Below are 15,282 nucleotides of genomic sequence, written 5' to 3' on the forward strand. Positions count from 1 at the left end.
TTAGTTATCTCTGTCTTGTTTTTGGACTGGTGGAACGGGGTCATACCCCCCTTCATTCAAAGGGTGGCATTTTAATAGACGTTTGCCTGATAACCAACATCCTTTTACAAAACCGTGAGCTCTCAAAGCTTCTAGCGCGTAAGTGGAACAGGTTGGTGTGAACCGGCAACGAGGACCAATCAAAGGGCTGATAAACCAGCGATACAGATAAACGAGCCCAATGGCTATCCACGTGAAGGGCGAGACAGGCGTTGCCATAGCTTATCAAACAACTTAAAAATTTCCTCATTGCTTAAATCTTGCGCGCTTTTCTTCGCAATCACAACAAAATCTTTGTTTGGAAGCTGATGTTGATTGTTACGAAAGCTTTCACGAGCCAAACGCTTAAATCGGTTACGACCGACAGCCGTTTTGATTTGCTTTTTGGGAACCGCTAAACCTAATCGTGGGTGAGAAAGTTTGTTATTGCGAGCAATGATGGTGAAATGAGGCGAGCCAGCTCGATGAGCTTGCTGGAAGACGTTTTGATAATGCTCGGGAGTTAACAAACGTAACTCCCGATTAAACGCGTACGTGTTCAAAATAAACTAGCGATTATTTTGATAGGCGCGCACGGCCTTTTGCACGACGTGCGTTGATAACTTTACGACCGTTCTTAGTTGCCATGCGAGCACGGAAGCCGTGAGTACGCTTGCGCTTTAGAACTGTAGGTTGAAAAGTGCGTTTCATGATAATTACCTTTACTGATCAGTAGTTTTAGGTTCTTGTTAAACCCAGCGTGGGTATTTGCTTTCTTATATAAAGAAGCTCTTTATATAGAGAAGGACAACCGACGCCTCTCAACAAAGAGGCGGAATTGTAATCACACTCACATAATGTGTCAATGACTCAATGAGTACGAAATTCCGGCCGGGCGATTATACGTAGTGTGAGTAAAATCTCAAGGATCAATCGATCCTGATGCTTGATCGTTACTCTATTCCTACTTGGTTAAGGAATTTTTTCAAACGAGGATCTTGTGGATTATCGAAGATATCCTGTGGAGAACCTTGCTCAACGATATTGCCTTCCGCCATGAAGATCACTCTATCAGCGACTTCTTTCGCGAATTGCATCTCGTGCGTCACCACCAGCATGGTTTGATGCTGATTAGCTAACTTCTTCATTAATGAGAGAACTTCACCGACCCATTCAGGATCCAGCGCAGAAGTTGGTTCGTCAAACAACAGCAGTTCTGGTTGCAGCGCCATCGCTCGGCCGATACCCACACGTTGTTGTTGGCCGCCAGACAATGCCGCTGGATAACTCTCACCTTTATCCCCAAGGCCGATGTCATCCAGAATTTGTTGCGCTCGTTTGAGAGCATCGGCTTTTTTCCAACCTCGAACGGTCACTAGACCTTCGGCAATGTTCTGGCGCGCATTCATGTGGGCAAACAGGGCATAGTTTTGGAACACAAAGCCAGTTCGACGACGCAGCGCTAATACTTCGGCTTTAGTGTGTTTTTGAGTATCAACGGAGATGTCATCTATCGTGATACGACCTTCATCTGCTTGTTCTAGAAAGTTCACCGTACGCAGCAAGGTTGATTTACCCGTACCACTTGAGCCGATAATCACGATGATCTCACCTTGCTTAATATCGAGGTCGATGCCTTTCAGCACTTCAGTCTCACCAAAACGTTTGTGAATATTTTCTAACTTAATCATCGTACGTACGCCTTATTCAGTTTTGCTTCTGCCCAGATTTGTACGCGAGTCAGAATTACCACCACGCCCCAGTAAATAAGAGCAACCGCAAGGAAAGCTTCAAAGAAACGGAAACTTGATGAGGCTTCCATCTGTGCTTTCGCCATGATTTCGGCCACACCAAGCGTGAAAGCGAGAGACGTTGACTTGATCATATCGATGAAATAGTTCATCAATGAAGGCAGTGCGACACGCGTTGCTTGAGGTAAAATCACTCGGCGCATTGCTTGGGATGTCGTCATACCGACCGATAAGCTCGCTTCCATTTGGCTGCGATCAATGCCAATAATGGCGGCACGAATACTTTCCGCCATATAAGCGGCAAAGTGCAGCGTTAAACCGATAACCGCTGCTGAAAAGGCGTCGATACCGACCATCAATGGAAAAATTTGCGGTAAGCCGTAATAAAGCAGGAAAAGCTGAACCAACAGTGGGGTGCCACGGAAGAAGCTGATGTACAGTTGGCTTAATTGATCCAGAACTGGCAGTTTAAATACGCGAATATTGGCTAAAATGACGGATAAAATCAGCGAAAACACCAATCCCCATGTCGCCATTTCCATGGTTGTGCCAAGATATTTCAGCAATATCGGCAGCAGTTCCAACATGTAATTAAAGTCAAATCCCATACGGCTTACCTAAAGGCTAGAGAAAAGAAAAGGTGGAAAACAAGTTCCACCTTTACGTAAGTTTATTTTAGTCCGAGAGTGATACCACTTTGCGGCCTAAAGTACAAAGAGTTCTTATTTCGTGATGTCAGCGCCAAACCACTTCACGGAAATTTTCTCTACTGTACCATCTGCGCGCATCTCAGCCAGTGCTTTGTTTACTTCTTCTTGCAGCTTACGACCTTTCTCGTTGTCAACGAAAGGCCATGCGTTTTGAATGGTCTCAAACGGTTCGCCTGCCAATTCCAGAGGAAGGCCAGTTTTCTTAATCAGCTCTAAGGCAGAAAGACGATCCATTACAAACGCGTCTGCACGACCGAGCGCCACGTCATGTTCGATACCTGTGTCGTACGTTTTAATGTTGATCTTGCCGTCTTTGTCGTATTGACGCAGTAGTTGCTCAAAGTTAGAGCCTAGGTTGACCGCAACGGTTTTGCCCGCAAGATCGTCAACACCTTTGATGCTGTCGTTGCCTTTACGCACGGTAATTTGTGCGCCATCTACAACGTAAGGGTCAGCAAATAGGTATTTAGCTTTACGCTCATCAGTCATGGTGATTTGGTTGGAGATCGTATCGATACGACCAGTTTCTAAAAGACCAAATAAACCAGAGAAGTTGGCTGTTACGTATTCGATTTTGTAATCGTTACGTTTACCGATTTCATCCCACATGTCGACTTCAAAGCCTTGTAGCTTGTCTTGCTTTACAAAAGTAAACGGGAAGTAGCGACCTGACATACCAACTTTGACTTCAGTAGCGGCTTGTACGGTTGCTGCCGACAGTGCAATGGCTGCAACGGCAACCTTAATCCAGTTTTTCATAATACATCTCCATAATTTTATGGTTGGAAATACTACTGTTAGTTAGCTCAATTAAATAAATAACCAAGAGCAATAACCTAGACCTGTGAGTTATTAGATAATAGAAGAAGAATGTTAAATGTGACGAAAATGCGAACTGAACCTAGCGAAATGATCGACAAAATCAGCATTGGGAATAAAATAATACACAGACTTATCACCAATCGCTCGATCTTGTGAATTTTGCCCAATTGTGGATCGTTGTGTGGGCAAATTTGGGGCAAGGTGTGTTGATCTCATCAAGTTTGCAGAAATAATTGTGAATAACTTGGATCTTATTCACTGGATCGTCGATCAATCGCTGGCGATCTTGGTTATCAACAGGTAAAATTGCCAGTCTTTTCCGATAATTCAATTACTCAGTGGGGGCACCGTGTCATCTTCGCTTTGGCTGCAATGTTTGCAGCAGCTTCAAGAAGAGCTACCAGCTACAGAATTCAGCATGTGGGTTCGTCCGCTACAAGCGGAGCTCAATGACAATACTCTCACTCTATTCGCGCCAAACCGCTTTGTGTTGGACTGGGTGCGTGATAAGTATCTGAACAATATTACTCGCTTACTGCAGGAATACTGCGGTGGCGATATTCCTAACTTACGCTTTGAAGTGGGGAGCCGACCTGTCTCTGCTCCAAAACCAGCGCCGACACGTACGCCTGCAGATGTGGCTGCCGAGTCATCTGCACCTGCACAATTACAAGCGCGTAAGCCAGTACACAAAACCTGGGATGACGACGCTCAAGCGATTGCGGCTATCAATCACCGCTCAAACATGAACCCAAAACACAAGTTCGACAACTTTGTTGAAGGTAAGTCGAACCAACTGGGTTTGGCTGCGGCGCGTCAGGTATCGGATAACCCAGGTGCAGCTTACAACCCACTATTCCTATACGGCGGCACGGGCTTGGGTAAAACGCACTTGTTGCATGCGGTGGGCAACGCGATTGTGGATAACAACCCGAACGCAAAAGTGGTCTACATGCACTCAGAACGTTTTGTGCAAGACATGGTAAAAGCGCTGCAAAACAATGCGATTGAAGAATTCAAACGCTACTACCGCAGCGTTGATGCGCTCCTTATCGATGACATCCAATTCTTTGCTAATAAAGAACGTTCACAAGAAGAATTCTTCCATACCTTCAACGCACTATTGGAAGGTAATCAGCAGATCATTCTAACGTCTGACCGTTATCCTAAAGAAATTAATGGCGTTGAAGATCGTCTTAAATCTCGCTTTGGTTGGGGGCTTACTGTTGCGATCGAGCCGCCTGAGCTTGAAACGCGTGTGGCGATCTTGATGAAAAAAGCCGAAGATCACCAAATCCACCTTGCTGATGAAGTGGCATTCTTCATTGCCAAGCGTCTGCGTTCGAACGTTCGTGAGCTCGAAGGTGCACTGAACCGTGTTATCGCGAACGCGAACTTTACTGGTCGTCCAATTACGATTGATTTTGTGCGTGAAGCGCTGCGCGATCTGCTTGCTCTACAAGAGAAGCTGGTGACGATCGATAACATTCAAAAGACCGTGGCGGAATATTACAAGATTAAAGTAGCGGACTTGCTGTCTAAGCGTCGCTCTCGTTCTGTTGCGCGTCCTCGTCAGCTGGCCATGGCGTTAGCAAAAGAACTAACCAACCATAGCTTGCCTGAAATTGGCGATGCGTTTGGGGGCCGCGATCATACGACCGTACTTCATGCTTGTCGCAAGATTGAGCAGCTGCGTGAAGAGAGCCACGACATTAAAGAAGATTACTCTAACTTGATTCGCACCCTGTCTTCGTAATCGGTTAGAATAACGGTATTCTAAGCAAATCATTTATTGAGCTGACAGCGTAAAGAGCCAAGCATGAAATTTACCATTGAACGTAGTCATTTAATCAAACCGCTACAGCAGGTTTCGGGCGCTTTAGGTGGCCGACCAACTCTGCCAATCCTGGGTAACCTACTTCTTAAAGTAGAAGAGAACGTATTGTCGATGACGGCAACCGATCTTGAAGTAGAGTTAGTAAGCAAAGTGACGCTAGAAGGTGATTTTGAAGCGGGCAGCATTACCGTTCCTTCGCGTAAGTTTCTCGATATCTGCCGTGGTTTACCGGACGATGCGATCATCACATTTGTATTAGAAGGTGATCGCGTACAAGTTCGCTCTGGTCGCAGCCGTTTCTCGTTGGCAACGCTTCCTGCGAACGATTTCCCTAATATTGAAGACTGGCAAAGCGAAGTGGAAGTATCACTGAGCCAAGCCGATCTACGTACGCTGATCGACAAAACTCAGTTCTCGATGGCGAATCAAGACGTTCGTTACTACCTCAACGGCATGTTGTTTGAAATTGACGGCACCACGCTACGCAGCGTGGCGACGGACGGCCACCGTATGGCGGTATCGCAAACTCAGCTAGGTGCGGACTTTGCGCAGAAGCAAATCATCGTGCCACGCAAAGGTGTGCAAGAATTAGTAAAGTTGATGGATGCGCCAGAGCAGCCCGTAGTACTTCAGATCGGTAGCTCCAATGTTCGTGCTGAGGTGAATAACTTTACTTTTACCTCTAAGTTGGTTGATGGTCGTTTCCCTGACTACCGCCGTGTATTGCCTCAGAGCACCAATAAGACACTAATAGCAAGTTGTGACGAGTTGCGCCAAGCCTTCTCTCGTGCTGCGATTCTTTCCAACGAAAAATTCCGTGGCGTGCGAGTGAATCTGGCTGATACTGAAATGCGCATAACCGCGAATAACCCAGAACAAGAAGAAGCGGAAGAGATGCTTGATGTAACCTTTGAAGGTGACGCCATCGAAATCGGCTTTAACGTAAGCTATGTGCTTGATGTTCTGAACACGTTGCGTTGTGAAAATGTACGTGTGTCGATGTCGGATGCTAACGCTAGCGCGTTGATTGAAAATGCCGACGATGACAGTGCCATGTACGTGGTGATGCCAATTCGTCTATAAGCCAACTGAATGCCTCTTTCTCGTCTCATCATTCAGCAGTTTCGAAACATTAAAGCCTGTGATATTGAGTTATCAGCAGGCTTTAACTTTCTTATCGGGCCGAACGGCAGCGGTAAAACCAGTGTCTTAGAAGCGGTTTATCTGCTCGGGCATGGCCGCTCATTCAAGAGCTCTCTCACCGGACGAGTGATACAAAATGAGTGTGACGAACTGTTTGTTCATGGTCGTTTTTTGAACTCGGATCAATTTGAGCTACCTATCGGCATTAATAAGCAGCGTGATGGCTCAACAGAGGTTAAAATAGGCGGTCAATCTGGACAAAAATTAGCGCAGTTGGCACAAGTTCTGCCTCTGCAGTTGATACACCCAGAAGGGTTTGATTTACTGACAGATGGCCCTAAACATCGTCGTGCGTTTATTGATTGGGGCGTGTTTCATACCGAGCCCGCTTTTTATCAAGCATGGGGAAGGTTCAAGCGCCTGAACAAGCAGCGCAACGCGTTGTTGAAAACCGCCAATAGTTATCGTGAGCTCAGTTATTGGGATCAGGAAATGGCAGGGTTGGCTGAAAACATCAGCCAATGGCGAGCAAGTTACATCGAGCAGATGAAAACCGTCGCAGAAACTATCTGTCAGACATTTTTGCCAGAATTTGAGATCCAATTGAAGTATTATCGTGGCTGGGATAAAGACACTCCATACCACGAGATACTAGAAAAGAATTTTGAGCGTGATCAGGCATTGGGATACACCTTTAGTGGCCCAAACAAAGCTGATTTGCGCATTAAAGTGAACGGAACGCCCGTTGAAGATGTTCTGTCACGCGGTCAATTAAAACTCATGGTGTGTGCATTGCGTGTAGCGCAAGGGCAACACCTGACAGAGATGGCCGGTAAACAATGCATTTACCTAATTGATGACTTCGCGTCGGAATTAGATAGCCAACGTCGCAAGCGTCTTGCTGACTGCTTAAAAGAGACGGGCGCACAAGTATTTGTAAGCTCTATCACTGAAAGCCAAATCGCCGATATGTTGGACGATAACGGTAAATTGTTTCATGTGGAACATGGCAGGATAGAGTCAAACTAGAAGAGAGAAACTCATGTCTGAAAATTACGATTCATCGAGTATTAAGGTACTGAAGGGTCTGGATGCGGTACGTAAGCGTCCAGGAATGTACATCGGCGATACGGACGACGGCACCGGCCTTCACCACATGGTTTTCGAGGTGGTGGATAACTCAATTGATGAAGCGTTGGCAGGTCACTGTAAAGACATCGTTGTGACAATTCATGAGGATAACTCGGTTTCCGTTAGCGATGATGGTCGTGGCATTCCAACAGAAATCCACTCAGAGGAAAATGTCTCTGCAGCAGAAGTAATCATGACGGTTCTTCACGCGGGTGGTAAGTTCGACGATAACTCATACAAAGTATCGGGTGGTCTTCACGGGGTAGGTGTTTCAGTAGTAAACGCACTATCAGAGAAAGTTGAGCTAACGATTCATCGTGGTGGCCATATCCATACGCAAACCTACCGCCATGGTGAGCCTCAAGCGCCACTAGCCGTTGTGGGTGATACGGATAAAACCGGTACACAAATTCGTTTCTGGCCAAGTGCCGAAACGTTCTCTAACACTGAGTTCCACTATGACATTCTGGCGAAACGCCTGCGTGAACTGTCATTCCTGAACTCTGGTGTGTCGATCAAATTGGTTGATGAACGTGAAGCGGACAAACATGATCACTTCATGTATGAAGGTGGTATTCAAGCGTTCGTTGATCACCTAAACACCAACAAAACGCCAATCATCGAAAAAATCTTCCACTTTAACTCTGAGCGTGAAGACGGCATTTCAGTTGAAGTGGCGATGCAATGGAACGATGGTTTCCAAGAGAACATCTTCTGCTTTACCAACAATATCCCACAGCGTGATGGTGGTACTCACCTTGCTGGTTTCCGTGCTGCGCTAACACGTACATTGAACAGCTTTATGGATAAAGAAGGTTTCTCGAAGAAAGCGAAAACAGCGACTTCAGGCGACGATGCGCGTGAAGGTCTAACTGCGGTTGTTTCGGTGAAAGTGCCTGATCCTAAGTTCTCAAGCCAAACAAAAGACAAACTAGTTTCTTCTGAAGTGAAATCAGCTGTTGAGTCTGCAATGGGTGAAAAACTGTCTGAGTTCCTGATTGAGAACCCGACAGAAGCGAAGATGGTTTGTTCGAAAATCATCGATGCAGCACGTGCACGTGAAGCTGCGCGTAAAGCTCGTGAAATGACGCGCCGTAAAGGTGCACTAGACCTAGCTGGCCTTCCAGGTAAACTTGCAGACTGTCAGGAAAAAGACCCGGCACTCTCTGAACTATACATAGTGGAGGGTGATTCGGCAGGCGGCTCCGCAAAACAAGGCCGTAACCGTAAGAACCAAGCGATCCTACCGCTAAAAGGTAAGATTCTTAACGTAGAAAAAGCACGTTTCGACAAGATGCTATCTTCTCAAGAAGTAGCAACACTGATCACCGCACTAGGTTGTGGTATCGGTCGTGACGAGTACAACCCGGACAAGCTTCGTTACCACAACATCATCATCATGACCGATGCCGATGTCGATGGTTCGCACATCCGTACGCTACTGTTGACCTTCTTCTACCGTCAAATGCCAGAGCTTATCGAGCGTGGTTACGTGTACATCGCTCAGCCACCACTATACAAAGTGAAAAAAGGCAAACAAGAGCAGTACATCAAAGATGAAGAAGCGATGAACCAATACCAAGTATCATTAGCTCTGGATAATGCATCGCTACACGTAAACGCAGAAGCACCTGCACTGGCTGGTGAAGCACTAGAGAAGCTTGTTCAACAGTACAATGCGGGTATTAAACTGGCGGAACGTATGAGCCGTCGCTACCCAAGTGCTTTGGTAAACGAGTTGATTTACACTCCTCGCCTAACGCCAGAGCAATGCCATGACGCATCAGTTGTGGAAGCTTGGACGAAGCAGCTTATTGAACAGCTGAATGCGAAAGAAGTGGGTGCAAGCCAGTACAGCTACGAAGTTGAGCAGCACGAAGAGCTAGGCTTAAACTTGCCTAAGATTGTGGTTCGTACTCACGGCGTGACGCACGAACATGCAATTAGCATCGACTTCCTAAACTCGAAAGAGTACGGCAAGTTGGCTGATCTATCAGAAGCACTTGATGGACTTCTGGAAGAAGGCGCGTACATCAAACGTGGTGAGCGTACTATGCCAGTGGCAAACTTTGCAGAAGCGCTTGACTGGTTAGTGAAAGAGTCAATGCGTGGCTTAAGCCGTCAGCGCTACAAAGGTCTAGGTGAGATGAACCCAGACCAACTTTGGGAAACCACCATGGACCCAGAAACTCGTCGTATGATGCAGGTAACGATTGAAGATGCGGTAGGTGCAGATCAACTGTTCACTACGCTAATGGGTGACCAAGTAGAACCTCGTCGTAACTTCATCGAAGAGAACGCACTGAAAGTAGCGAACCTAGACGTATAACGACACTGTTCGTGATAGTAAAAAGCAGCGAGAAATCGCTGCTTTTTTTGTTGTACCACCAGCTAAAATCGCCACTTTCTGCTAAAGCGGATGTTTTTCTGGTACTAACTGCCAACAACCCGATCAAGCCTGCCATTTTATTTCTGTTTTCTTTTTTTCTCGCCATTTTGTTCGCTTGAGCGTTTTTGCTTTCTTTTTTCTGCTCGCTATAGTGCTGAAGAGCTGATGAATAAGGAGACTAAGAAAATGGTGATGACTTTCCTGAACTAAGCCGGAAGTGATGCACTTCCGGTTCAATGCACTGAATTTATTTGTAAGACAAGGCATTAAGAAGGAAATAATCATGTTTGAACGCTGGTTCTCAGCGTACTGCTTGGCGCTGCGAACTTGGTGGTTAACCAGTCGCTTTTTAACCTATCAATCACCACTAAGGTTGTTATCGCTATTTGAAATCTGCGAGCAACAAGCCCATTGCCGTAACCGAGCTCGTATTGCGGTTGGGGACACGGTTCGCTTAGTGGATGTTGAACGCGCCTATCAATATCGCATGACATTGGTCAGCTCGCGTAAGGGGCAACCCATGACAGGTATGCTCGCGGTCGATTCTTATTTGGGGTCTCGACTGTTAGGTCGAGCTAAAAATGATGCGCTCGAAGTGGAAATTTTTAATCAGCGACGCTGCTTTGTGATTACTGAAATTGTTCATCAATCGCAGCCACCAGCTCAGAAAATGCTGTGTGGTTGTCTGTTGTGCCAATAAATAGAGGTGAAGTCATGAGTAAGAAAGAAAAGAAACAACCGCAGTTGAGTCTAAAAGAAAAGCGCAAACTAAAGCAGGAAAAGGCGGCAGAAAAGGACGTTGTAAAAGCGCGTAAATCCTCCCGCAAGTAAAGTGTAGATTGAGCCCCCCAGAACGGCGGGCTTTTTATCACAGATCGCGAAGTGATGAGGAACTAAGCTGTTCAAGGGGATAGTGGATGCTTTAAAAATTTTTTATTTTTTCCCTTGAAAGTCATTTTTGACGACCTTATATCTAGTTACGAAGAGGGTGACTGGCTTGCTAGAGACTAGAAGACCAGCCCTCTGAAATCGCTAAAACGAGATCGCTCAGAAGAGGATATGGCGTTTTAGCACACAACTTAAACCTTTAGATTCAATATCATGTCTCCGAGCCAAACCAAGGCCAGTGGAATGATAAGAATCTCTTAGTTCGGCGTTGGTTTTTGCATAAACACGCCAGTAGGATGAAACTCATCTGAACTAAGACTATTGCTTAATTAAGAGGATAGATTTATGCGTAATGTAGATTTCTCACCACTATACCGTAATGCAATTGGCTTTGATCGTCTGCTAAACCTGATGGAAGCGAATACAGCGAAAAATACTTCTGGCGGTTACCCTCCATACAACATTGAGCAAAAAGACGAGCACAACTACCGTATTACTATGGCCGTTGCTGGCTTTGCTGAAGAACAGCTCGATCTGACTCAAAACGAAAACATGTTGATTGTAAAGGGCGAACGTAAAGCCGAAGAAGGCAAAAACTATGTTTACCAAGGTATTGCAGAACGTGATTTTGAACGTAAATTCCAGCTAGCGGATTACGTAAAAGTTGTCGGTGCATCAATGGAAAACGGTCTACTTCATATCGATTTAGTTCGTGAAATCCCTGAAGCCATGCAACCACGTAAGATTGCTATCGGTGGTAACAACCTGATTGAGAACAACTAATCAGTTAACCACCCAGTTATAGAATGAGAAAGAGCGCCATATGGGCGCTCTTTTTAGTTTGGGGTTTTCAAATCCGCTATTTTAAAGCCGTAATTTCAAAGAGAAGAACGGCTGAGTTCAATCCATCTATTTACCTTCGCGGTAAGCCTTTTCCACTTCTTCAGCGATAATCGCAATGCCTTTTTGCATCATCTCATCATCTTGAACGTAGTTCATACGCAGGCATTGGTGCGCGTGATCCCACTCGTCTTGCTGACCAATAAAGAAATATTCACCAGGGACAATCAATACGCCACGCGCTTTCAAGCGTTGGTACAGTTCCATTGTTGTGATTGGCAGTTCATCAAACCATAACCACAAGAAGATAGCGCCTTCCGGCTTGTGGATGCGGAATCGCTCATCGGTAATTGCTTGTTGGAGCAGTTCAACCGCACGTTGTGATTTTTGCTTGTAGAACGGCTTAATCACCTCTGAACTCAGTTTAAGCAGATCGCCTTTGCCAATTATATGGTTTGCCAGCGCTGGACCAACACTGCCCGGCGCTAGGCTGATGATGCCGTTCATATTGGTTAACGCTTGAGTGATTTCTTCACTCGCAATCACAATGCCACAACGCACACCTGGCAAGCCAAGTTTAGATAGGCTCATGCATAGGATGGTGTTTTCATTCCAGAACGGTTCGACATCTTCAAAGATGATGTTCGGGAAAGGTAGACCGTAGGCGTTATCGATGATCAGCGGGATGTTGTTCTCACGTGCTAGCTTGTCCAGCTTACGTACTTCTTCATCTGTCAGTACATTACCCGTTGGGTTAGTTGGGCGAGACGCGCAGATTGCCGCAACAGAGTCGTCGACGGCGAGTTGCTCAAAATCGACGTGGTATTTAAACAGGCCGTTATCTAACAGCTCGATTTCTGGGTGGTAAGAGATAAAGATATCTTCATCAATGCCAGCATCACCATAACCGATGTATTCAGGCGCGATAGGCAGTAGCACTTTCTTGTGCGAACCGTCTGGCTGTTTACCTGCCAACAAGTTGAACAAGTAGAAAAAGCCACTTTGGCTACCGTTAGTTAGGCTGATGTTTTTTTCGGAAATATCCCAGCCGTAAGTTTCACGGAATAACTGAGCTAGCGCTTTGACGAACGCGTCTTTACCCTGCGGGCCATCGTAGTTGGCGAGGGCGGCGACGAGCTCCCCACTGGCGAGCATTTCCTCACTGGCTTGGTGAAAGTAATCGAGCATGGCAGGAATGGCGGCAGGATTACCTCCACCGAGCATGATGGCACCTGGTGTGCGCAGGCCATCATTCAAATCGTCCATTAACTGCGTAATACCTGAATACTGATTAAATTTTTCACCAAACTTTGAGAACTGCATGCTGACTTATACCTAATTCATTGTGATTGCTTTGTGTATGTTTATGCCGATGTTTTATCGGCTTATCGAGTAATCCTTGACCTTACCTCAATGTGTAATTAACGCAAAGTGTGAATTAAGCCGAAAAAGAAAAAAGTGCGTCATCAGACCAGAGGAACGAGACAAAAGGGCAAAAAGAACAATAAAAAAGGGAAGCTTATGCTTCCCTTGCTGGTGGAAAGAGTGTGATTTACTCACCGGTGTAAACAATCAGCACCTTGTCGTCTTGGTATTGGCGTTCGAACGCGTAGTAACCTTCTTGATTGCGAGTGATGTGCTTACCTTGAGCAACCGCTGGGTGGCGTTTACGGAATTCACCCAACTTTTGCCAATGTTGCAGCAGATCTTCACGCTCGCCATGAATCTTATCCCATGGCATATCTGAGCGTGTGCCTTGGTGGGCGTCTGAACCAGTAATGCCAAAATCACGAGCTATCTCATCACCGTAATAGATCTGTACTGCACCGGGAGCCAGCATCAGTGCATTCGCTGCACGTGCTTGGTCATCAAAGCTGCGGCTGCGCGCTGACCAAAACAGCTGTGTATCGTGTGAAGACAGGTAGCTCAACACGTTGAACTCAGGATCGGTATTGATGCGTTCTGCATAACGGCGGTAATCATTATCAAGTTGAGCGAAACACTTCAGCGCTTTTGGTGCTACATCAGATTGGAACTCAAAGTTGATGATGGAATCGAAGCCGTTATCGAAATACGGACTCTTCACCACGCTGTGTGCCCACACTTCACCTGTCATCCAGAAAGGTAGGTCATCCAAGGCTTTGTTCGGGTTGTTTTGCTTCCATTGAGCAAGCGCTTGGGTGGTGCTGGCTTTCAGCTCTGCCCACGCTTCCATTTCAACGTGTTTGGCAGTGTCGACACGGAAGCCATCAATGCCGTAGTCGCGCACCCACTCGGATAACCAGGTAATCAGGTGTTCACGCGGGGTTTGCAGCTCATTTTGCGCATTGGTGTCTTTATTGTGGAAGAAGTTTGGTAATCCGGTTTTTTGAGTTGATTCGGTTTTTAGATCCGGTAGGTAGTTCAAAGACATGGTGATGTCGTTGTAGCCCGGAGCATCGTAGTCGCCAATGTCGGTGCGAATCCAGTCTTTGCCCCACCATTTATCCCACGCTTCGCTATCACCGTATTTGATATAGTCGTTGAAGCTATGCCAGCTTTGTCCTGATTTTGGCTGCCAGTCGGTCCATTTTTCACCGAGGACTTCTTTAGCTTCTTGGTCATCAAGGTAAAGCTGACCAAAGCCGAATTCCTGCATGTCTGCTAATGTGGCGTAGCCAGTATGGTTCATGACCACATCCCAGACTACACGGATGCCTTTCTTGTGGGCGGTATCGATGAAGGCTCTCAGCTCATCTTCGGTACCCATGTTGGCATCAAGCTTGGTCCAATCTTGGTGGTAGTAGCCGTGGTAGCCGTAGTGCTTAAAGTCGCCTTTATCGCCGCCGCCAACCCAGCCGTGGATTTGTTCCAGTGGTGAGGTTATCCAGATAGCATTGACACCAAGTGATTCGATGTAATCGAGTTTTTTCGTCAGACCCGCTAAGTCACCACCGTGGAAGGTACCAATCTCATATTTTCCGTCTTTGCTGCGACCGTAGCTGTTGTCGTTGTCTGGGTTGCCATTGTAGAAGCGGTCGGTCATGACGAAGTACACCGTCGCATTGTCCCAACTGAACGGTTTGTCGGCTTGCTGTTCAACTTCTTCTAGCAGCAATAGACCTTGGCTCATAGGACCCGGTTGCATGGTGACGCTGCCATTGGCGACAGTGGTTTCTTGTTCGGTTAAGGCATCACGAACGACAGTGCCATCATTAAAAGTTTGAGCAACGTTGATGGTTTTTGGCGTGTCAGTTGCGACAGGGCAAGAGTAGGTGATGTCCTGACTTTGTTTTGGTTTAATTTTTACCGTCAGTTCGTTGGTGGTTGGATTGAGCGTAAATTGATAGGTATTGGCTTTGAAGATGCGCAGCGGCATTTGTGCATCAGTGGCGCAATTATCCATTTTTAATGGACGATTGAATTTGATGCGATCTTCTTCTGCTAGGGCAAAGCTACTGCCACAGCTTTGCTTGCTGTCAGCAATGGTAAAGGTATAACTGCCTTTTTCGAGTTTTTGCTCAGCGACAAGTAAGCCTTGTGAGTTTTCCTCAAAAACAGCGGTGTCATCACCAACGTTTAATACGATGGCATTTTCTGGTATCTGGCTGCAGGCGCTCAGTAGACCGATAGAGAGTGCGAGAATTGTTTTTTTCATTGTGTCCTTCCCCCGAATAAACAGTCCAGTTATAGCAAAACTGTGCCTCTACAATCCGAGCTCTACACCAACAAGTTAAACGCGTCTCACCCTACAAATTTTAGTCTTGTTCACAA

14 protein-coding genes are annotated in these 15,282 nt (G+C 46.2%); 6 read left to right on the plus strand and 8 right to left on the minus strand.

Annotated features, from left to right (window positions below; all coding sequences use genetic code 11):
• The 6 genes from yidD to KJB35_RS16310 all read right to left on the minus strand — a co-directional run bounded on the left by yidD (nucleotide 1) and on the right by KJB35_RS16310 (nucleotide 3,238).
• On the minus strand, nucleotides 1-258 hold the full coding sequence (gene yidD / locus KJB35_RS16285) for a membrane protein insertion efficiency factor YidD (protein WP_005378822.1): 258 nt from the start codon (nucleotides 256-258) through the stop codon (nucleotides 1-3).
• Nucleotides 225-548, minus strand: coding sequence for a ribonuclease P protein component (rnpA, locus tag KJB35_RS16290; protein ID WP_005394102.1), 324 nt, complete (start codon nucleotides 546-548; stop codon nucleotides 225-227). Before rnpA ends, yidD begins: the two co-directional genes overlap by 34 nt.
• A gap of 46 nt (nucleotides 549-594) precedes the next feature.
• Nucleotides 595-729 (minus strand): 50S ribosomal protein L34, encoded by a 135-nt coding sequence (gene rpmH, locus KJB35_RS16295; protein ID WP_005378825.1) that lies wholly within the window; start codon nucleotides 727-729, stop codon nucleotides 595-597.
• 242 nt (nucleotides 730-971) lie between these two features.
• Nucleotides 972-1,709: an amino acid ABC transporter ATP-binding protein gene (locus tag KJB35_RS16300; protein ID WP_053350668.1), complete on the minus strand. Its 738-nt coding sequence runs from the start codon at nucleotides 1,707-1,709 to the stop codon at nucleotides 972-974.
• Nucleotides 1,706-2,377: an amino acid ABC transporter permease gene (locus KJB35_RS16305; RefSeq protein WP_005378829.1), complete on the minus strand. Its 672-nt coding sequence runs from the start codon at nucleotides 2,375-2,377 to the stop codon at nucleotides 1,706-1,708. The genes KJB35_RS16300 and KJB35_RS16305 overlap by 4 nt, the downstream gene beginning before the upstream one ends.
• A 114-nt stretch (nucleotides 2,378-2,491) precedes the next feature.
• Nucleotides 2,492-3,238: an amino acid ABC transporter substrate-binding protein gene (locus KJB35_RS16310; RefSeq protein ID WP_005378831.1), complete on the minus strand. Its 747-nt coding sequence runs from the start codon at nucleotides 3,236-3,238 to the stop codon at nucleotides 2,492-2,494.
• A 412-nt stretch (nucleotides 3,239-3,650) separates the two neighbouring features.
• Between KJB35_RS16310 and dnaA the strand changes: the two genes are divergently transcribed.
• The 6 genes from dnaA to KJB35_RS16340 all read left to right on the plus strand — a co-directional run bounded on the left by dnaA (nucleotide 3,651) and on the right by KJB35_RS16340 (nucleotide 11,472).
• Complete coding sequence (gene dnaA / locus KJB35_RS16315) at nucleotides 3,651-5,057, plus strand: chromosomal replication initiator protein DnaA (RefSeq protein WP_005378835.1); 1,407 nt, start codon at nucleotides 3,651-3,653, stop codon at nucleotides 5,055-5,057.
• Nucleotides 5,058-5,120: 63 nt separating this feature from the next.
• Nucleotides 5,121-6,221, plus strand: a complete 1,101-nt coding sequence (gene dnaN / locus KJB35_RS16320) for a DNA polymerase III subunit beta (protein ID WP_005394106.1) — start codon at nucleotides 5,121-5,123, stop codon at nucleotides 6,219-6,221.
• Between the two features lie 9 nt (nucleotides 6,222-6,230).
• Nucleotides 6,231-7,310 (plus strand): DNA replication/repair protein RecF, encoded by a 1,080-nt coding sequence (gene recF, locus KJB35_RS16325; protein ID WP_005378839.1) that lies wholly within the window; start codon nucleotides 6,231-6,233, stop codon nucleotides 7,308-7,310.
• Nucleotides 7,311-7,323: 13 nt separating this feature from the next.
• Complete coding sequence (gene gyrB, locus KJB35_RS16330) at nucleotides 7,324-9,741, plus strand: DNA topoisomerase (ATP-hydrolyzing) subunit B (protein ID WP_005378841.1); 2,418 nt, start codon at nucleotides 7,324-7,326, stop codon at nucleotides 9,739-9,741.
• Nucleotides 9,742-10,084: 343 nt separating this feature from the next.
• Complete coding sequence (locus KJB35_RS16335; protein WP_017635594.1) at nucleotides 10,085-10,501, plus strand: GreA/GreB family elongation factor; 417 nt, start codon at nucleotides 10,085-10,087, stop codon at nucleotides 10,499-10,501.
• A gap of 533 nt (nucleotides 10,502-11,034) precedes the next feature.
• Nucleotides 11,035-11,472, plus strand: a complete 438-nt coding sequence (locus tag KJB35_RS16340; RefSeq protein WP_005378857.1) for an Hsp20 family protein — start codon at nucleotides 11,035-11,037, stop codon at nucleotides 11,470-11,472.
• A gap of 126 nt (nucleotides 11,473-11,598) precedes the next feature.
• On the opposite strand, the gene KJB35_RS16345 is transcribed toward KJB35_RS16340, so the two are convergent.
• A complete protein-coding gene (locus tag KJB35_RS16345; RefSeq protein WP_017635592.1) occupies nucleotides 11,599-12,852 on the minus strand; it encodes a valine--pyruvate transaminase in 1,254 nt (417 codons plus the stop codon).
• 229 nt (nucleotides 12,853-13,081) lie between these two features.
• Complete coding sequence (locus tag KJB35_RS16350) at nucleotides 13,082-15,166, minus strand: alpha-amylase (RefSeq protein WP_017821921.1); 2,085 nt, start codon at nucleotides 15,164-15,166, stop codon at nucleotides 13,082-13,084.
• Nucleotides 15,167-15,282: the final 116 nt, after the last annotated feature.

Origin of the sequence: Vibrio sp. D431a, assembly GCF_030248655.1 — a bacterium.
Classification (GTDB): domain Bacteria; phylum Pseudomonadota; class Gammaproteobacteria; order Enterobacterales; family Vibrionaceae; genus Vibrio; species Vibrio alginolyticus.